Raw genomic sequence first — 18505 nt, 5'->3', positions numbered from 1 at the left:
CTTACTCTTCCTCATGGCTTGATTCAGGCTCACGATCCCACGATAAACGAGGGTCGAAGGTCATGGCCGCAAACATGGTCATGATCACGACCAGTGCAAACATTAAAGCCCCCATCGCGGGATAAATACTCATCAAACCGCCCATCCGCACCAGCGCAGAGAGAACGGCGATGACAAACACGTCTATCATTGACCAGCGTCCAACAAACTCGACCACTTCATAAATCAGGTGCATACGTTCGCTGTCGCGTTTTCCATGGCCCTTCGCATCCCAACAGAGCCAGGCGATGGCGATCATTTTTAAGGTTGGCACCATAATACTGGCGATAAAGATAACGCCAGCGACCGGATAGGAACCCTCGCCCCAAAGCAGTATCACCCCGGCCAGGATCGTCGAGGGCATTTTGTCACCGAGCAAATCGGTGATCATGATTGGCAGAATATTGGCAGGCAGATACAGCATGATGGACGTGACCAGCAGCGCCATCGTCCACTGAAGACTATTTTTACGCCGCACGTGCCCTTTCGTTTCGCAGCGCGGACAAACGTCGAGATCGGCGGGCAGCACGGCGGTACAGCATGGGCAGGAACGCAGCCCCTGACGAATTCCGGGTACGCCGACCTTTACCGTCTGCGCAAGCGTCGGTGCCGGGGCGATATCATCCCACGCCCAGCGCCTGTCAACGCACTGGAATGCACGCAGCTGGAGGACGCAGTACAGACACCAGGGAATAAAGCTGCTGCCGATCCCCACGTCGCCGTACGCCATCAGCTTCACGAAACTGACCAGAATGCCCGCCAGAAAGATCTCGGCCATGCCCCAGCTTTTGAGCTGAAAAAGGATACGCGCAAGTCGGATTTTCAGTGATGCGGGCATCCTGACGCGGTTGACCAGCAAAAGGATTACGACCAGGCAAAAAGCCGGGACTATCTGGACAAACAGGAGAAAAAAGGTGCCGAGGCTGGCGTAATCTTCTGAGAACATCACGCCCGGGATCTCAAGCAAATCCACCTGGCTGGTTATCCCACCCACCTTCATATAGATGAAGGGGAAGAGATTGGAGAGCAGCAGCATAAAAAGTGCTGCAAGAGCGTAAGCAGTGGGACGCTGCCGCGGCGCGTCCCACTCGGTTGTCAACGTCGCACCGCAACGTGGACACAGGGCTTTATGTCCGTGACCAAGCTCTGGCAACGCCACGAGCATATCGCATTGCGAGCATAAAATATGCCTGTCGGCATGGTGCTGGTCACACATATGTTATCCCTGTTTATGCGCCGTTTTTCAGAGACTCAAGGTACTCCCAGCGCTCAAATGCTTCTTCCAGGGCTTTTTCAGCCGCGGACAGTTCTGATAGTACTTTCTGAGTATAGTCATGCGATTGGGTAAAGAATGACGCATCAGTAACCTGTTTTTGCAGATCCTCAAGCGCGGCCTCCAGCTCTTCAAGACGCTGCGGCAGTCCCTCCAGTTCGCGCTGCAGGTTATAGCTTAGTTTAGCCGAGGTTTTCTTGACAGTTTCTGCTTTTGTTACAGTAGCTTCAGGACCAATTTTGGACTTTGACTGCTTCGTCGCCAGCGACTGTGCCTGCTGCCCTTTTGCGTCGTGATAACCGCCTACGTATTGACCAATTCGCCCTTCACCTTCGAAGATCCAGCACTCGGTCACGGTGTTGTCAACGAACTGACGATCGTGGCTAACCAGCATCACGGTACCCTGATAGCCGTCGATCAGCTCTTCGAGTAGTTCCAGCGTTTCGACATCAAGGTCGTTCGTTGGTTCATCGAGAATCAACAAGTTACTTGGCTTCAGGAACAGGCGCGCCAGCAGAAGACGGTTGCGCTCACCGCCTGACAGCGCGCGCACCGGCGTCATGGCGCGCTTCGGATGGAACAGGAAGTCCTGCAGGTAGCCCAGCACGTGGCGCGGCTTGCCGTTTACCATCACCTCCTGCTTACCTTCAGCGAGGTTATCCATCACCGTACGGTCCGGATCCAGCTCCGCGCGGTGCTGGTCGAAGTAGGCGACCTCCAGCTTGGTCCCGCAGTGAATGCGGCCGCTGTCGGCCTGCAGCTGGCCCAGCATCAGCTTCAGCAGCGTGGTTTTACCGCAGCCGTTCGGGCCAATCAGGGCGATTTTGTCGCCGCGCTGGACCTGTGCGGAGAAGTCTTTCACCAGCACTTTACCGTCAACCTGGTAGTTGACGTTTTCCATTTCGAAGACAATCTTGCCGGAGCGGGACGCCTCTTCCACCTGCATTTTGGCGCTGCCCATCACTTCGCGACGTTCGCTGCGCTCGCGACGCATCGCCTTCAGGGCGCGCACGCGGCCTTCGTTACGGGTACGGCGGGCTTTGATGCCCTGGCGGATCCAGACCTCTTCCTGCGCCAGCTTGCGGTCGAACTCGGCATTCTGCAGCTCTTCCACGCGCAGGTTTTCTTCTTTCTCCAGCAGATAGGTGTCGTAATCGCCGGGATAGGTGACCAGCTTGCCGCGGTCGAGATCGACAATACGCGTCGCCATATTGCGGATAAACGAACGGTCGTGTGAGATGAAAATAATGGTGCCGCTGAAGGTTTTCAGGAAGCCTTCCAGCCAGTCGATCGCTTCGATATCCAGGTGGTTAGTCGGTTCGTCCAGCAGCAGCACCTTCGGCCCGCTAACAAGCGCGCGGCCCAGGGCCGCCTTACGCAGCCAGCCGCCGGAGAGCGCCGACAGCTCCATATCGGGTTCCAGACCGAGCTGTGCCAGCACTTCATTAATACGGTTTTCAAGCTGCCACAGACCGTGGTGATCGAGCATCTCCTGCACTTTTGCAAGTTCGTTGAGGTTTTTGTCGCTCGGATCGGTCATCACCAGATGCGAAATCTCGTGATAGCGCTTCAGGTATTCGGCCTGTTCGGAGATCCCTTCCGCAACGAAATCGTAAACGCTGCCGGTCACGTGACGCGGCGGGTCCTGCTGGAGGCGGGAGACGATCAGATCCTGTTCGTAAACAATGCGTCCGTCATCCAGGCCCTGTTCACGGTTAAGGATTTTCATCAGCGTGGATTTACCCGCGCCGTTACGGCCCACCAGACAGACGCGCTCGTTATCTTCGATGTGCAGCTCTGCATTATCGAGAAGCGGTGAGTCGCTGAAAGAGAGCCACGCGCCGTGCATACTAATTAAAGACATTTATTTTTCCTTTCAGACCGCGGTAATCAACCAGCAGTTATGGATTTGACGGTTACGGGCAAAGTCCTGAGACAGCGTTTTTTGGCTGATTTCTTGTGCTTTCAGTCCCAGGGCTGCTAAGCCGTCATGATCCATACGGAAGCCGCGTTTGTTGTTCGAGAACATAATGGTGCCGCCTTTGCGCAGCAGGCGCTTCAGGTCGGTCATCAGGCGCAGGTGATCGCGTTGAACGTCAAAGCTATCTTCCATACGCTTGGAGTTGGAGAAGGTCGGAGGATCGATAAAGATCAGGTCGAACTGCTCATCGGTATCGCGCAGCCAGCCCAGCACGTCGGCCTGCATCAGGCGATGCTGACGTCCGGTTAAGCCGTTAAGGCGCAGGTTGCGCTCCGCCCACTCCAGATAGGTGCGGGACATATCTACCGTGGTAGTGCTGCGCGCGCCGCCCAGACCGGCATGCACGCTGGCGCTGCCGGTGTAGGAGAAGAGATTCAGGAAGTCCTTGCCTTTACTCATCTGGCCCAGCATGCGGCGGGCGATACGGTGATCGAGGAACAGACCGGTATCCAGATAGTCGGTCAGGTTGACCCACAGGCGCGCGTTGTATTCGCCCACTTCGATAAAGTCGCCCTTCTCGCCCATCTTCTGATACTGGTTTTTGCCTTTCTGACGTTCACGCGTTTTCAGCACCAGCTTGTTTGGCGCAATACCCAGCACGGCGATGGTGGCGGCAATGACGTCCAGCATGCGCTGACGCGCTTTTTGCGCATCAATGGTTTTCGGCGGCGCATATTCCTGAATCACCACCCAGTCCGCGTAGCGGTCAACCGCCACGTTGTACTCCGGCAGGTCGGCATCATACAGGCGGTAGCATTCAATGCCCTCCTGCTTCGCCCACTTCTCAAATTTCTTCAGATTCTTGCGCAGACGGTTAGCGTAATCTTCCGCCACGCCGGACGGCTTGCTGTCGGCCGCCTTCTCCGCCAGATGGTAGTTTTTCTGCACGCAGTCCAGCGGGCCGTTTTTCGCCTTAAACTGGCGATCGGCACGCAGCTGCAGGCAGCTCAGCAGCTCCGGCGAGGCGCTAAACAGAGACAGGTTCCAGCCGCCGAAGTGGTCCTTCATATTACGGCCCAGCAGGCTGTGCAGGGCAATCAGCGCCGGTTCACTATCGAGACGTTCGCCATATGGCGGGTTGCTGATCACGGTACCGTACGGGCCTTTTGGCAGCGGGTTGGTCAGGTTTGCCACGTCTTTTACTTCGAAGGTGACCAGCTCGCCGATACCGGCACGGCGGGCGTTGCTGCGCGCGCGCTCAATGACGCGCGGGTCGCTATCGGAGCCGTAGAAATGAGAGGTATATTCCGCCAGCCCCTTACGTGCGCGGGTCTGCGCGTCGTCTTTGACCTCTTTCCAGAGCGCTTCATCGTGCTGCGCCCAGCCTTTGAAGCCCCACTGGCCGCGGTGCAGTCCCGGCGCGCGGTCGGTGGCCAGCATGGCCGCTTCAATCAGCAACGTACCGGAACCGCACATCGGATCGAGCAGCGGCGTGCCCGGCTGCCAGCCGGAGCGCATCACAATCGCGGCCGCCAGGGTCTCTTTGATGGGTGCCATACCGGTACGATCGCGGTAGCCGCGCAGGTGCAGGCCCGCGCCGCTCAGATCGAGGGAGATACTCGCCGTGTCGCCGTTCAGCCAGACGTTAATACGCAGATCGGGGTTTTCACGATCGACGTTAGGACGTTCCTTATTTTTACGGGTAAAGCAGTCCACAATGGCGTCTTTTACGCGCAGGGCACCGTACTGGCTGTTGCGGATCTCGTCGTTCACGCCGTTGAAATGTACCGCAAAGGTAGCATTCGGGGTGAAGATCTCTGTCCAGTCGATCATCTGTACGCCGGTATAGAGATCAAGGTCGCTATAGACCTTGCACTCCTTCATCGGCAGCATGATGCGCGACGCCAGGCGGCTCCACATCAGGCTCTGGTAAATAAGCCGCGTGTCGCCCTCAAAATGGACACCACCCTGAACCACCTGGCACTCTTGCGCGCCCAGGCTTTCCAGTTCAGTTTTTAACAGCTCTTCCAGCCCACGGGCCGTACTGGCAAACAGAGAATTCATATCGTCACTTTTACTCTTAGAAAATTGTCGCGCATTATAGCTAATATGGCGTGTATGTCATAAAGTTGAAGGCTTATTTTCATTCGAGGGAGTGTGCAGTGGCGACGTTATCCAGGCTTTTTATTCATCCGGTGAAATCCATGCGCGGCATCGGCGTCTCTCACGCGCTGGCCGATATGAGCGGATTTGCCTTCGATCGTATTTTTATGGTCACCGAGCCTGACGGAACGTTCATTACCGCACGCCAGTTCCCTCAGATGGTTCGCTTTACCCCTTCCCCGCTTCATGACGGTTTGCACCTTACCGCGCCGGACGGTTCCAGCGCGGTGATTCGCTTTGCTGATTTTGCGCCCGTCGATGCGCCGACGGAAGTGTGGGGCAATCATTTTACCGCGCGCATCGCCCCGGATGAGATCAACCGCTGGCTGAGCGGCTTCTTCTCCCGCGACGTGCAGCTGCGCTGGGTTGGGCCTGAACTGACGCGTCGCGTGAAGCGCCACGACGCCGTTCCCCTCTCCTTCGCCGATGGCTTCCCGTTCCTGCTGACTAACGAAGCTTCACTGCGTGATTTGCAAGGCCGCTGCAAAGCCAGCGTTAAGATGGAACAGTTCCGTCCGAACCTGGTAGTGACGGGTGCCGACGCCTGGGATGAAGACACCTGGAAAGTGATCCGCATTGGCAGCGTCATTTTTGACGTGGTGAAGCCGTGCAGCCGCTGCATTTTCACGACGGTTAGCCCAGAGAAAGGCCAGAAGCACCCTTCCGGCGAACCGTTGAAGACATTGCAGTCATTCCGCACCGCGCAGGACAACGGCGATGTCGATTTCGGCCAGAACCTGATCCCGCGCTCCAGCGGCGCGATCCGCGTCGGTGATGAGGTAGAAGTGCTCGCCCGTGGGCCAGCAAGGGTTTACGGCTCGGGTCAGGAAGAGGAGTTTGTCGACGTTGAGACAAACGTCGCCGCTGCGGTAGAGATTCACTGGCAGGGCAACGTGATCCGAGGTAATAACCAGCAGGTTTTGCTTGAACAGCTGGAACAAGCAGGGATCCGCATCCCCTATTCCTGTCGCGCCGGAATTTGCGGATGCTGCCGAATCAGGCTGGTGGATGGAGAGGTCAGTGCGCTGAAAAAATCAGCAATTGGAAGTGACGGCACAATTCTGTGCTGTAGCTGCGTCCCGAAAACGTCCGTACAGCTGGAAGCTTAAACCGCCTGCTCGAGGCTGAAGGCATCCACGCGAAGCTGGGGCTTCAGCCTGTCGTTCATGACCTTAATCGCATCCCCAAGCTGCATCGTCCGCCCGGCAATCGTTACGCCGGGCTGCGCCAGCAGACAGAGTGCAGCATTTTCGCCAGGCTCAACCACCAGCAGGCTCACCTCTTCTGCGGTATCACTCAGATTTACGCTCGCCGCATCGCCCGTTGCCGGGGTCCAGTTCATGCCGTGGGGCAGGAAATGCCAGCTCTTTGGCATTTGCGGTTTCAGGAAACGGATAGCCACCAGCGCATTTAATACCAGCTCGGCGCGCTGCTCTTTAGAGAGCACCAGATCGCGGCATTTTTCCTCAAAGGAGAAATAAAGCGCAGCATCGTCAACGCAAAAGCCCGACGGGGAAAACGCATCCGGGGTTAACATTCGGCGGGCAAAACGAGAACGAAACAACATGCCATTGGCTAAGTCGAGCATCATTCGGTCATGCTCGTCGCAAAAATACCAGCGCCAGTTATCGTCAGGTTTAATTCGCATGTGTCTCTCCCGTCCCCAAACGTCCTGTACTAAAAATGTCCTGTTTGCCGCCTCGTTTATAACACCATTAATAAAAGACTATAATGACTAAATAAGCAACAGTGACGGAATATAAAACAACCAGGGCTGGAAATAAAGCCCTGGTTGTCTGATTAAGAGAAAAGATTAGATATGAGTAACGATTTCTTTAATCAGCGGCGGTCCTTTAAATATAAAGCCGGAATAGATCTGCACCAGCGACGCACCCGCCGCCATTTTCTCGCGCGCAGCAATCACGGAGTCAATGCCGCCGACGCCAATAATCGGCAGACGACCTTTTAATTCCGCAGACAGGGCGCGAATAATTTCGGTGCTTTTTAATTGTACCGGACGGCCACTTAACCCACCCGCTTCGTCACAGTTTTTCATTCCCTGCACGAGGGAACGATCGAGGGTGGTATTGGTTGCAATCACACCATCAATATTATGGCGAACCAAACTGTCGGCAACCTGGATCAATTCTTCGGGAGAAAGATCCGGGGCGATCTTAACCGCGACCGGAACATATTTATGGTGGATCGACTGAAGTTCATTTTGCTTATTTTTAATGGCACTCAGAAGATCGTCCAGCGCTTCGCCATATTGTAAAGAGCGCAGCCCTGGGGTATTGGGTGAAGAAATATTCACCGCAATATAACCGGCATAGGCGTAGACTTTTTCCATACAAATCAGATAGTCATCTTTACCCTGCTCTACCGGCGTGTCTTTATTTTTGCCGATATTGATGCCTAATATCCCGTCAAAATGGGCTTTTTTTACATTCTCAACCAGGTGATCAACACCGAGGTTATTAAAGCCCATGCGGTTGATCAGCCCTTCGGCTTCCACCAGTCGGAACAGGCGCGGCTTGTCATTTCCCGGCTGCGGGCGCGGGGTGACGGTACCGATTTCAATGGAGCCAAAGCCCATCGCGCCCAGGGCATCAATGCACTCGCCATTTTTGTCCAGACCGGCCGCCAGACCCAGCGGATTTTTAAAGGTCAGCCCCATGCACTGCACAGGTTTTACCGGCACATTCTGACGTACCAGAGCGGCCAGCGGCGTTCCGGTAATACGACGTAATTGCTGGAATGTAAATTCATGAGCGCGCTCAGGGTCGAGCTGGAAAAGGGCTTTACGAACGAAGGGGTAGTACATGAACTCTCCTGGATTCCCGGTGTGCAAACCGGGAGGGGATTATGGGCGATCCAGGCGCGAAAGGGAATTGACCTGCGGCAAAAAATCAGCGCAAAACGCAATCGTTTACCTTCCCGTCTATTTCTTATGCACTTTTTCGCATTTTAATTGCAGATAAATCATTTAGTGGAATAACCGTGCGGTGTCACACTCCTGAAAATTGTTATGAATGTTAGATAAAAGCAAACAATTAGTTATAAGGAGGAAGTATGCGCGTCATTACCCTGGCCGGAAGTCCACGATTCCCGTCGCGCTCCAGCGCCCTGCTGGAATATGCCCGTGAAAAACTGAATGCTCTGGATGTGGAAGTGTGCCACTGGAACCTGCATAACTTCGAACCTGAAGATTTGCTCTACGCCCGTTTCGACAGCCCCGCGCTGAAAACCCTCATTGAGCAGCTTAACGGCGCTGACGGCTTAATAGTGGCAACGCCCATTTATAAAGCCTCTTTTTCCGGCGCGCTGAAAACCCTGCTCGATCTGCTTCCGGAACGCGCCCTGGACGGCAAAGTCGTACTGCCGCTGGCAACGGGCGGTACGGTTGCCCATTTACTGGCCGTGGATTACGCCCTGAAGCCGGTACTGAACGCGCTGAAAGCGCAGGAGATCCTCCACGGCGTTTTCGCCGATGACTCCCAGGTTATCGATTATCAACACAAACCACACTTTACGCCCAACCTGCAAACCCGCCTCGATAACGCCCTGGAGACGTTCTGGCATGCCCTTCACCGCAGAGATATCCAGGCCCCGGCGTTTGGTCAGCCTCAAGGAGTCGCACATGTTTAAAACGTTCACCCGTATCGGTCTGGCAGGTCTGATGGCCCTTACCTCGCTGGCCCATGCCGCAGAAACGGCTCCGGAAAGTTTACGCATCGGGTATCAGAAAGGCAGCGTCAGCATGGTGCTGGCGAAAAGCCACCAGCTTCTGGAAAAACACTTCCCGGACACCAAATTCTCCTGGGTGGAGTTCCCTGCCGGCCCGCAGATGCTGGAGGCCCTTAACGTGGGCAGTATCGATCTTGGCAGCACGGGCGATATTCCGCCGATCTTCGCACAGGCCGCGGGAGCGGACCTCGTCTATGTAGGCGTTGAGCCGCCCAAGCCGAAGGCCGAGGTGATCCTGGTGCCTGAAAACAGCGACATTAAAAGCGTCGCCGACCTTAGAGGACATAAAGTTGCTTTCCAGAAAGGTTCCAGCTCACACAACCTTTTGCTGCGAGCTCTGCAAGAGGCCGGACTCAAGTTCACCGACATTCAGCCCGTCTACCTGACTCCCGCTGACGCGCGCGCCGCGTTCCAGCAGAAGAACGTTGATGCCTGGGCCATCTGGGACCCGTACTACTCCGCCGCATTGCTGCAGGGCGGCGTTCGCGTGCTGAAAGACGGTACCACGCTGAAGCAGACCGGCTCGTTCTATCTGGCCGCGCGTCCTTATGCGGAAAAGAACGGCGCATTTATTCAGGGCGTGCTGGATACCTTTACCCAGGCCGATGCCCTGACCCAGACCCAGCGTCAGGAGAGCATTTCCCTGCTGGCGAAAACCATGGGCTTACCTGAGCCGGTGATCGCGAGCTATCTCAACCACCGTCCGCCGACCACCATTACCCCGGTGGACGCACACGTCGCCGCACTTCAGCAACAAACGGCTGACCTTTTCTATCAAAACCACCTCGTGCCAAAACAGGTCACTATTCGCGAACGCATCTGGCAGCCTGCAGGCAAAGAAGGAGCTAAATCATGAGTCTGAATCTTTTCTGGTTTTTACCCACCCACGGTGATGGACACTATCTTGGTACAGAAGAGGGCTCGCGCCCGGTTGACCACGGCTACCTGCAGCAGATTGCGCAGGCGGCGGACCGAATCGGTTTCACTGGGGTGCTCATCCCGACCGGACGTTCATGTGAAGATGCCTGGCTGGTCGCCGCATCAATGATTCCGGTCACCCAGCGTCTGAAGTTCCTGGTTGCGTTACGTCCTAGCGTCGTCTCCCCTACCGTGGCGGCACGTCAGGCGGCAACGCTGGACAGACTATCCAACGGCCGCGCCCTGTTTAACCTGGTGACGGGCAGCGATCCGCAGGAGCTGGCAGGCGATGGGGTGTTCCTTGACCATACCGAACGCTATGAAGCTTCCGCCGAGTTCACCCGCGTCTGGCGACGCCTGCTGGAAGGTGAAACCGTTACCTTCAAAGGCAAGCATATCCACGTTCGTGACGCGAAACTCTACTTCCCGCCGGTGCAGCAGCCGCGCCCGCCGCTCTATTTTGGCGGATCGTCGGATGTGGCTCAGGATCTGGCGGCAGAGCAGGTCGATCTCTATCTGACCTGGGGCGAACCGCCTGCGCTGGTGAAAGAAAAAATTGCCCAGGTCCGCGCTAAGGCGGCCGCCCATGGCCGCAAGGTGCGCTTCGGCATTCGCCTGCATGTGATTGTGCGCGAAACCAGTGAAGAAGCCTGGCAGGCGGCGGACCGCCTGATCTCGCATCTGGATGATGAAACGATCGCCAGAGCCCAGGCCGCATTTGCCAAAACCGACTCCGTCGGGCAGCACCGGATGGCATCCCTGCACAACGGCAAGCGCGAGAATCTGGAGATCAGCCCGAACCTGTGGGCGGGCGTTGGTCTGGTGCGCGGCGGTGCGGGCACGGCGCTGGTCGGCGACGGACCGACCGTGGCCGCGCGCATCAACGAATACGCCGAGCTGGGTATCGACAGCTTCATTCTCTCCGGTTATCCGCACCTGGAAGAGGCCTACAAGGTGGGCGAGCTGTTATTCCCGCACCTGGATGTCGCCATTCCGGAAATTCCGCAGCCGCAGCAGCTCCAGCTGCAGGGCGAAGCCGTGGCGAACGAATTCATTCCACGTAAAGCCGCACAGAGCTAAGGAGCGACCATGTCTGCCACCTCACAAAAATGGCTGCTGCGCGCCGCGCCGTGGTTTTTACCCGTCGGCATTGTGGCTCTCTGGCAGCTCGCGTCGTCCACCGGCTGGCTGTCGAGCCGCATTCTGCCCTCTCCGGAGGGTGTTGTAGAAGCGTTCTGGTCGCTGAGCGTCAGCGGTGAGCTGTGGCAGCACCTGGCGATCAGCTCCTGGCGCGCGGCGATCGGGTTTTCCATCGGCGGCAGCATCGGTCTGGTTCTGGGCCTGATCAGCGGTCTTTCACGCTGGGGCGAGCGGCTGCTGGATACCTCCATCCAGATGCTGCGCAACGTGCCGCATCTGGCGCTGATCCCGCTGGTCATCCTGTGGTTTGGGATTGATGAGAGCGCCAAGATTTTCCTCGTGGCGCTGGGCACGCTTTTCCCCATTTACATCAACACCTGGCACGGCATCCGCAATATCGATCGCGGTCTGGTCGAGATGGCACGCAGCTACGGCTTGTCCGGTTTTTCCCTGTTTATTCACGTGATCCTGCCGGGCGCCCTGCCCTCCATTATGGTCGGGGTGCGTTTCGCGCTCGGCCTGATGTGGCTAACGCTGATTGTGGCGGAAACCATCTCGGCCAACTCCGGGATTGGCTACCTGGCGATGAACGCCCGCGAATTCCTGCAAACGGACGTGGTGGTGGTTGCCATTATCCTTTATGCCCTGCTCGGCAAACTCGCTGACGTTAGCGCCCAGTGGCTGGAGCGCAGCTGGCTGCGCTGGAACCCGGCCTATACCCTTCAGGAGGCGAAAGCATGAATACTGCACGACTGAATCAGGGGACACCGCTACTGCTGAACGGCGTCACCAAACGCTACGGCGATAACACCATTCTTAACGGGCTGGATCTGCATATTCCCGCCGGACAGTTTGTGGCAGTTGTCGGGCGCAGCGGCGGCGGAAAGAGTACCCTGCTACGGCTTCTGGCCGGACTGGAAGCCCCCAACGGCGGCGATATTCTGGCAGGGACAACGCCGCTTTCGAATATCCAGGACGATACCCGCATGATGTTCCAGGACGCGCGCCTGCTGCCGTGGAAATCGGTTATCGATAATGTCGGGCTCGGTCTTAAGGGCAACTGGCGGGATGAAGCCCGCCAGGCGCTGGCCGCCGTTGGGCTGGAAAATCGAGCCGATGAATGGCCTGCAGCCCTTTCGGGTGGGCAGAAGCAGCGCGTGGCGCTGGCGCGCGCGTTAATTCACCGTCCGGGCCTGCTGTTGCTTGATGAACCGCTGGGCGCGCTCGACGCCCTGACGCGAATCGAAATGCAGGATTTGATTGGATCTCTCTGGCAGGCACACGGCTTTACGGTACTGCTGGTGACGCATGACGTGAGCGAAGCCGTCGCAATGGCCGACCGGGTGCTGTTAATAGAAGATGGCAAAATAGGTCTGGATCTGACGGTAGATCTTCCGCGGCCTCGTCGCGTGGGCTCGGCAAGACTGGCGGAGCTGGAAGCGGAAGTGCTGGATCGGGTGATGAAGCGTGGAGGTACGGAGTTACAGCGAGCTAAGGCTAATGCCTGATGCCCTCACCCCGGCCCTCTCCCACAGGGAGAGGGCCGGGTTAACTTTTATTACGCTAAGGCTTTAGCAATCTTCTCGTACAGATCGCCAGACAGGTTTTCCAGCCCTTTCAGCTGCTCAAGCGCGGCACGCATTTTCGCCTGACGCTTCGCATCGTAGCGTTTCAGACGGATCAGCGGCTCAATCAGGCGCGACGCCACCTGCGGGTTACGGCTGTTCAGCTCGGTCAGCATTTCCACCATGAACTGATAACCGCTGCCGTCTTCGGCGTGGAACGCGGCCGGGTTGCTGCTTGCAAACGCGCCAATCAGCGAACGCACGCGGTTTGGGTTGCTCAGTGTAAAGGAACGATGCTTCAGAAGGCTGCGCACGTTGCTGAGCGCATCGGCCGCCGGGCTGGTCGCCTGCAGGATGAACCACTTGTCCATCACCAGGCCATCCTGATGCCACTTGTCGTCGTACTCCTGCATCAGCGCGTCGCGGCACGGCAGCTCAGCGGCAACGCTTGCACCCAGCGCGGCCAGCGCGTCGGTCATGTTATCCGCTTCATGATACTGCTTGCTCACAAGGGTGTTCGCCAGCTCGGTTTCACCAAACGCCAGGTAGCGCAGACAGGTATTACGCAGAGAACGTTTACCAATGTCCGCGTGCTCAACGCGATAAGCGTCAAGCTTGTTGGCGTTATAAATGGCGAGGAACTCGTCCGCCAGTTCAGCAGCCAGCGTACGGGTCAGCGCTTCACGCACCGCCACGATCGCGATCGGATCGATAATCTCGAACAACTCGGCGATTTCCGTTGCTGACGGCAGGGTCAGAATTTCAGCGGCGAGCGCCGGGTCAATCTTCTCATCCAGCAGGATCGCGCGGAACGCGTCAGCCACGTGCACAGGCAGCGACAGCGGCTGGCCCTGCTGGTGACGGTTTACGTTGATCTTGATGTAGGTCGCCAGCAGGCTTTGCGCCGCATCCCAGCGGGAGAAATCGTTGCGCGCGTGACGCATCAGGAACGTCAGCTGCTGATCGCTCCACTTGTACTCCAGCTTCACCGGCGCGGAGAATTCGCAGAGCAGAGCAGGCACCGGCTGGAAGTAGACGTTATCAAAGATAAAGGTCTGCTCGGCCTGGGTCACGTTCAATACGTGGTGTACCGGGTGGCCGCCCTTCTGCAGTGGGATGACTTTGCCTTCGTTATCGTACAGCTCAATGCTGAACGGAATATGCAGCGGGTATTTCTCTTCCTGCTCTGCCGTCGGCGGCGTGCGCTGACTGATGGTCAGCGTGTACTGCTCGGTTTCCGGATTGTAGTCGTCTTTGACGGTAACAATTGGCGTACCGGCCTGGCTGTACCAGCGGCGGAAGTGGGAAAGATCGACATTAGAGGCATCTTCCATCGCCTGCACGAAATCGTCGCAGGTGGCCGCGCTGCCGTCATGACGCTCGAAGTAGAGCTGCATCCCTTTCTGGAAGTTCTCTTCACCCAGCAGGGTGTGGATCATGCGGATAATTTCTGCACCCTTCTCGTACACCGTCAGGGTATAGAAGTTGTTCATTTCGATGACTTTATCCGGGCGGATCGGGTGCGCCATTGGGCTGGCATCTTCCGCAAACTGCAGGCCGCGCATGGTACGCACGTTGTTGATGCGGTTCACCGCGCGTGAACCCAGATCGGAGCTGAACTCCTGATCGCGGAAGACGGTCAGGCCCTCTTTCAGGCTCAGCTGGAACCAGTCGCGACAGGTGACGCGGTTACCGGTCCAGTTGTGGAAATATTCGTGGCCGATGACGCGTTCGATATCGAGATAATCTTTATCGGTAGCGGTATCGGTGCGCGCCAGCACGTATTTGGAGTTAAAGACGTTGAGGCCTTTATTCTCCATTGCGCCCATGTTGAAGAAATCAACGGCGACGATCATATAGATGTCGAGGTCATATTCGAGGCCGAAGCGCTCTTCGTCCCACTTCATGGAGTTGATGAGCGAGGTCATCGCCCACGGCGCGCGGTCAAGGTTACCGCGGTCTACGAACAGCTCCAGCGCCACCTCGCGGCCTGAGCGCGTTTTGAAGGTGTCACGCAGCACGTCGAAGTCCCCCGCCACCAGCGCAAACAGGTAGCACGGTTTCGGGAACGGATCCTGCCACTGAACCCAGTGACGGCCATTCTCCAGCTCGCCTTCACCTACGCGGTTGCCGTTGGAGAGCAGGAAGGGATACAGGGTTTTATCGGCGATGATTTTGGTGGTGAAGCGCGCCAGGACGTCCGGGCGATCGAGATACCAGGTAATGTGGCGGAACCCTTCCGCTTCACACTGGGTACACAGCGCCACGCCAGACTGGTAAAGCCCTTCCAGCGCGGTATTGGCGGCCGGGCTGATTTCATTCACGATGCGCAGCGTAAACTGTTCCGGCAGGTTGTCGATGACCAGTTGGTTGTTTTCTTCTTTATAGTCCGACCAGGCTTCATCATTGATATGCAGGGAGACCAGCGTCAGGTCTTCGCCATCCAGACGCAGCGGAACGGCGGTTGCGCTGTGGCGCGTCACTTGACTCACCGCCGTGACAACGGTTTTTGTGGCATCCAGGTCAAAAGTCAGATCGATTTCGCTAATCAGGTAATCCGGCGCACGGTAGTCGTGGCGGTATTTGGCTTGTGGCTGTTGTGTCATAGAAAACCTTATGCATCGTTTGTCGAGTAACGTTTCAATATATTCCTGTTGCGCAAATCGCGCTATGCAGAATGTTCATCTTTTCAGGGGCAAAACCTTTTTTTGCTACATTTGTATAACACGGGGCACAAAATGCCCTCGACCATAAAACGCGCTTATGTTGTGATCGGGGTTCAATAAATCACTAAACAAGGTATACTCCGGAGTTGTTTATTGTACTAAACGCTCCTGTGAGAGGATGCTACTGCGCACCTATGACTCAATTCGCTTCTCCAGTTCTGCATACGTTGCTGGATACCGACGCGTATAAACTGCATATGCAGCAAGCCGTTTTCCACCACTACTATGACGTTCACGTCGCGGCGGAATTCCGCTGTCGTGGCGACGACTTGCTCGGTATCTACGCAGACGCCATTCGTGAACAGGTCGATGCTATGCAGCATCTGACGCTGCAGGACGAGGAATATCAGTGGCTTTCTGGCCTGCCTTTCTTCAAAGCCGACTACCTGAACTGGCTGCGCGATTTCCGCTATAAGCCGGAGCAGGTCACCGTGCTTAACGATAACGGCAAGCTGGATATTCGCCTTGAAGGTCCGTGGCGGGAAGTGATCATGTGGGAAGTGCCGCTTCTGGCGGTGATCAGTGAACTGGCTCACCGCTACCGTTCGCCGGAAAAAGGCGTCGAGCAGGCGGTCGCCGCGCTGGAAAACAAACTCGCAGCCTTCTCCACGCTGACCGCAGGGCTGGACATGTCCCGCTTCCGCCTGATGGACTTTGGTACGCGGCGCCGTTTTTCGCGCGACGTACAGGAGGCCATCGTTAAACGTCTGCAGCAGGAGCCGTGGTTCGTGGGCACCAGTAACTACGATCTGGCCCGTCGCCTCAACCTGACGCCAATGGGTACCCAGGCGCACGAGTGGTTCCAGGCGCATCAGCAGATCAGCCCTGACCTGGCCAACAGCCAGCGCGCGGCGCTGGCCGCATGGCTTGAGGAGTACCCGAATCAACTCGGGATCGCCCTCACCGACTGCATTACGATGGATGCCTTCCTTCGCGACTTTGGACCTGAATTTGCAGAGCGATATCAGGGGTTACGCCACGATTCAGGGGATCCGATCGAGTGGGGCGAGAAAGCGATTGCCCATTACGAGAAACTTGGCATTGACCCGATGAGCAAAGTGCTCGTCTTCTCGGATAATCTCGACCTGGCGAAAGCGGTCGAACTCTATCGTCATTTCAACACCAGAGTGAACCTGAGTTTCGGGATTGGTACCCGGTTGACCTGCGACATTCCTCAGGTAAAACCTCTGAATATCGTGATAAAGCTGGTGGAATGTAACGGCAAGCCGGTGGCGAAACTCTCCGACAGTCCGGGTAAAACCATCTGCCATGACAAAGCGTTTGTCCGCGCATTGCGCAAAGCGTTCGATCTCCCCTTGATTAAAAAAGCCAGTTAAGCGCTTATGGGAGCCTTTATGGCTCCCTTCCCTTATTTATTTCTCAATTCTTCTCTTTTGACTGCGAAATTTACTTGTCTGATAGCGGATGGCAGGTAACATAGATATCCCCCCATAAGGGTGGACAAGTGTTTATTTTTTCCGACTATTAACAGAGAGAATATTATGAGCGTTGTGCCTGTAGCCGACGTACTCCAGGGCCGTGTCGCCGTTGACCAGGAAGTCACCGTGCGCGGATGGGTGCGTACCCGCCGAGATTCTAAAGCTGGCATCTCCTTCCTCGCCGTCTATGACGGTTCCTGCTTTGATCCTGTACAGGCCGTCATTAATAATTCTCTGCCCAATTACAATGATGACGTTCTGCACCTGACAACGGGCTGTTCCGTTATTGTCACCGGCGTGGTTGTAGCATCACCGGGTCAGGGCCAGAGCTTCGAAATTCAGGCTTCTGCCATTGAAGTCACCGGCTGGGTTGAAGATCCGGATACCTATCCGATGGCGGCTAAACGTCACAGCATCGAATATCTGCGTGAAGTGGCCCACCTGCGTCCGCGTACCAACCTGATTGGTGCGGTGGCGCGCGTGCGTCATACGCTGGCGCAGGCGCTGCATCGTTTCTTCGATGAACAGGGTTACTTCTGGGTGTCGACCCCGCTGATTACCGCGTCCGACACAGAAGGTGCCGGTGAGATGTTCCGTGTCTCAACGCTGGATCTCGAAAACCTGCCGCGCACGCCGGAAGGTAAAGTGGACTATGACAAAGACTTCTTTGGTAAAGAGGCCTTCCTGACCGTTTCCGGTCAGCTCAACGGCGAAACGTACGCCTGTGCGCTGTCTAAGATCTACACCTTCGGCCCTACCTTCCGCGCAGAAAACTCCAACACCAGCCGTCACCTGGCGGAATTCTGGATGCTGGAGCCGGAAGTGGCGTTCGCCGACCTGGACGATGTTGCGGGCCTGGCGGAAGCGATGCTCAAGTACGTCTTCAAAGCGGTGCTGGAAGAGCGTCCTGACGACATGAAATTCTTTGCAGAACGCGTAGACAGCGATGCAGTAGCGCGTCTGGAGCGTTTTGTCTCAGCCGACTTTGCGCAGGTGGACTACACCGACGCGGTGGCGATCCTCGAGAAATGCGGTGAGAAGTTCGAGAACCCGGTTTACTGGGGCGTAGACCTGGCGTCTGAGCACGAGCGCTATCTGGCCGAGAAGCATTTCAAAGCGCCGGTTGTCGTTAAAAACTACCCGAAAGACATTAAGGCCTTCTATATGCGCCTTAACGAAGACGGTAAAACCGTGGCAGCGATGGACGTCCTGGCGCCGGGCATTGGTGAAATCATCGGTGGCTCTCAGCGTGAAGAGCGTCTTGACGTGCTGGACGCGCGTATGGAAGAGATGGGGCTCAACCCAGCTGATTACAGCTGGTACCGCGATCTACGCCGTTACGGTACCGTACCGCACGCCGGTTTTGGTCTGGGCTTCGAGCGTCTGATTGCCTACGTGACCGGTGTTCAGAACGTACGCGACGTGATTCCGTTCCCACGTACTCCACGTAACGCCAGCTTCTAATCGCTAAAAGACTAAAATGGCCAGCAGATGCTGGCCATTATTTTATTCTGTATTGTCAGTTTTCGTCAGCTTAAAGTCAGCGTCTTTAAACCTTCGCCCCGTCACAACCA

General features: G+C 56.5%; 14 protein-coding genes. 8 read left to right on the top strand and 6 right to left on the bottom strand.

Annotation, left to right across the window (positions count from 1 at the left end; translation table 11 throughout):
• Position 1: 1 nt before the first annotated feature.
• Genes pqiA through rlmKL form a run of 3 tightly spaced genes read right to left on the bottom strand, consistent with a single transcriptional unit; the run spans position 2 to position 5297 of the window.
• Positions 2 to 1255, bottom strand: a complete 1254-nt coding sequence (pqiA, locus tag AB3N39_RS07270; protein ID WP_023335152.1) for a membrane integrity-associated transporter subunit PqiA — start codon at positions 1253 to 1255, stop codon at positions 2 to 4.
• Positions 1256 to 1268: 13 nt separating this feature from the next.
• Positions 1269 to 3176, bottom strand: coding sequence for an ABC transporter ATP-binding protein (locus AB3N39_RS07265; protein WP_133294113.1), 1908 nt, complete (start codon positions 3174 to 3176; stop codon positions 1269 to 1271).
• A 12-nt stretch (positions 3177 to 3188) separates the two neighbouring features.
• Complete coding sequence (rlmKL, locus tag AB3N39_RS07260; protein ID WP_021240859.1) at positions 3189 to 5297, bottom strand: bifunctional 23S rRNA (guanine(2069)-N(7))-methyltransferase RlmK/23S rRNA (guanine(2445)-N(2))-methyltransferase RlmL; 2109 nt, start codon at positions 5295 to 5297, stop codon at positions 3189 to 3191.
• A gap of 98 nt (positions 5298 to 5395) precedes the next feature.
• Between rlmKL and AB3N39_RS07255 the strand changes: the two genes are divergently transcribed.
• Complete coding sequence (locus AB3N39_RS07255) at positions 5396 to 6505, top strand: YcbX family protein (protein WP_252092710.1); 1110 nt, start codon at positions 5396 to 5398, stop codon at positions 6503 to 6505.
• Here the strand turns inward: AB3N39_RS07255 and zapC are convergent.
• Together zapC and pyrD are read right to left on the bottom strand one after the other, a co-directional pair.
• Positions 6502 to 7044 (bottom strand): cell division protein ZapC, encoded by a 543-nt coding sequence (gene zapC, locus AB3N39_RS07250; RefSeq protein ID WP_032651189.1) that lies wholly within the window; start codon positions 7042 to 7044, stop codon positions 6502 to 6504. The two genes, AB3N39_RS07255 and zapC, sit on opposite strands and share 4 nt — an antisense overlap.
• A 165-nt stretch (positions 7045 to 7209) precedes the next feature.
• Positions 7210 to 8220, bottom strand: a complete 1011-nt coding sequence (pyrD, locus tag AB3N39_RS07245; protein WP_111964548.1) for a quinone-dependent dihydroorotate dehydrogenase — start codon at positions 8218 to 8220, stop codon at positions 7210 to 7212.
• A gap of 248 nt (positions 8221 to 8468) precedes the next feature.
• On the opposite strand from pyrD, the gene ssuE reads away from it, so the two are divergent.
• The 5 genes from ssuE to ssuB are packed head-to-tail and all read left to right on the top strand — an operon-like array spanning position 8469 to position 12709.
• Entirely contained in the window at positions 8469 to 9044 is a 576-nt protein-coding gene (ssuE, locus tag AB3N39_RS07240; protein WP_008499940.1) for an NADPH-dependent FMN reductase, read from the top strand.
• Positions 9037 to 9999 carry a sulfonate ABC transporter substrate-binding protein gene (locus AB3N39_RS07235; protein ID WP_252092708.1) on the top strand — a complete coding sequence of 321 codons (963 nt, stop codon included), beginning with the start codon at positions 9037 to 9039 and terminating at the stop codon, positions 9997 to 9999. The genes ssuE and AB3N39_RS07235 overlap by 8 nt, the downstream gene beginning before the upstream one ends.
• Positions 9996 to 11141 carry an FMNH2-dependent alkanesulfonate monooxygenase gene (gene ssuD, locus AB3N39_RS07230; protein WP_133294109.1) on the top strand — a complete coding sequence of 382 codons (1146 nt, stop codon included), beginning with the start codon at positions 9996 to 9998 and terminating at the stop codon, positions 11139 to 11141. The genes AB3N39_RS07235 and ssuD overlap by 4 nt, the downstream gene beginning before the upstream one ends.
• 9 nt (positions 11142 to 11150) lie before the next feature.
• Entirely contained in the window at positions 11151 to 11942 is a 792-nt protein-coding gene (ssuC, locus tag AB3N39_RS07225) for an aliphatic sulfonate ABC transporter permease SsuC (RefSeq protein WP_115874645.1), read from the top strand.
• Complete coding sequence (ssuB, locus tag AB3N39_RS07220) at positions 11939 to 12709, top strand: aliphatic sulfonates ABC transporter ATP-binding protein (RefSeq protein WP_133294108.1); 771 nt, start codon at positions 11939 to 11941, stop codon at positions 12707 to 12709. The genes ssuC and ssuB overlap by 4 nt, the downstream gene beginning before the upstream one ends.
• Before the next feature lie 50 nt (positions 12710 to 12759).
• Here the strand turns inward: ssuB and pepN are convergent, their stop codons facing one another.
• Entirely contained in the window at positions 12760 to 15372 is a 2613-nt protein-coding gene (pepN, locus tag AB3N39_RS07215) for an aminopeptidase N (RefSeq protein ID WP_115874643.1), read from the bottom strand.
• Positions 15373 to 15626: 254 nt separating this feature from the next.
• On the opposite strand from pepN, the gene pncB reads away from it, so the two are divergent.
• Entirely contained in the window at positions 15627 to 16829 is a 1203-nt protein-coding gene (pncB, locus tag AB3N39_RS07210) for a nicotinate phosphoribosyltransferase (RefSeq protein WP_133294106.1), read from the top strand.
• A 165-nt stretch (positions 16830 to 16994) separates the two neighbouring features.
• On the top strand, positions 16995 to 18395 hold the full coding sequence (asnS, locus tag AB3N39_RS07205; RefSeq protein WP_111964555.1) for an asparagine--tRNA ligase: 1401 nt from the start codon (positions 16995 to 16997) through the stop codon (positions 18393 to 18395).
• Positions 18396 to 18505: the final 110 nt, after the last annotated feature.

Source organism: Enterobacter vonholyi (assembly GCF_040834095.1).
Lineage (GTDB): Bacteria > Pseudomonadota > Gammaproteobacteria > Enterobacterales > Enterobacteriaceae > Enterobacter > Enterobacter vonholyi.
Note: the sequence above shows the minus strand (reverse complement) of the source record. Positions and strands in the feature narration are given on the sequence as shown.

What these genes read in the sequence shown, in the direction of transcription:
- pqiA (WP_023335152.1), bottom strand. Translation starts at nt 1,255, where the DNA reads ATGTGTGACCAGCACCATGCCGACAGGCATATTTTATGCTCGCAATGC.
- AB3N39_RS07265 (WP_133294113.1), bottom strand. Translation starts at nt 3,176, where the DNA reads ATGTCTTTAATTAGTATGCACGGCGCGTGGCTCTCTTTCAGCGACTCA.
- rlmKL (WP_021240859.1), bottom strand. Translation starts at nt 5,297, where the DNA reads ATGAATTCTCTGTTTGCCAGTACGGCCCGTGGGCTGGAAGAGCTGTTA.
- zapC (WP_032651189.1), bottom strand. Translation starts at nt 7,044, where the DNA reads ATGCGAATTAAACCTGACGATAACTGGCGCTGGTATTTTTGCGACGAG.
- pyrD (WP_111964548.1), bottom strand. Translation starts at nt 8,220, where the DNA reads ATGTACTACCCCTTCGTTCGTAAAGCCCTTTTCCAGCTCGACCCTGAG.
- ssuE (WP_008499940.1), top strand. Translation starts at nt 8,469, where the DNA reads ATGCGCGTCATTACCCTGGCCGGAAGTCCACGATTCCCGTCGCGCTCC.
- AB3N39_RS07235 (WP_252092708.1), top strand. Translation starts at nt 9,037, where the DNA reads ATGTTTAAAACGTTCACCCGTATCGGTCTGGCAGGTCTGATGGCCCTT.
- ssuD (WP_133294109.1), top strand. Translation starts at nt 9,996, where the DNA reads ATGAGTCTGAATCTTTTCTGGTTTTTACCCACCCACGGTGATGGACAC.
- ssuC (WP_115874645.1), top strand. Translation starts at nt 11,151, where the DNA reads ATGTCTGCCACCTCACAAAAATGGCTGCTGCGCGCCGCGCCGTGGTTT.
- ssuB (WP_133294108.1), top strand. Translation starts at nt 11,939, where the DNA reads ATGAATACTGCACGACTGAATCAGGGGACACCGCTACTGCTGAACGGC.
- pepN (WP_115874643.1), bottom strand. Translation starts at nt 15,372, where the DNA reads ATGACACAACAGCCACAAGCCAAATACCGCCACGACTACCGTGCGCCG.
- pncB (WP_133294106.1), top strand. Translation starts at nt 15,627, where the DNA reads ATGACTCAATTCGCTTCTCCAGTTCTGCATACGTTGCTGGATACCGAC.
- asnS (WP_111964555.1), top strand. Translation starts at nt 16,995, where the DNA reads ATGAGCGTTGTGCCTGTAGCCGACGTACTCCAGGGCCGTGTCGCCGTT.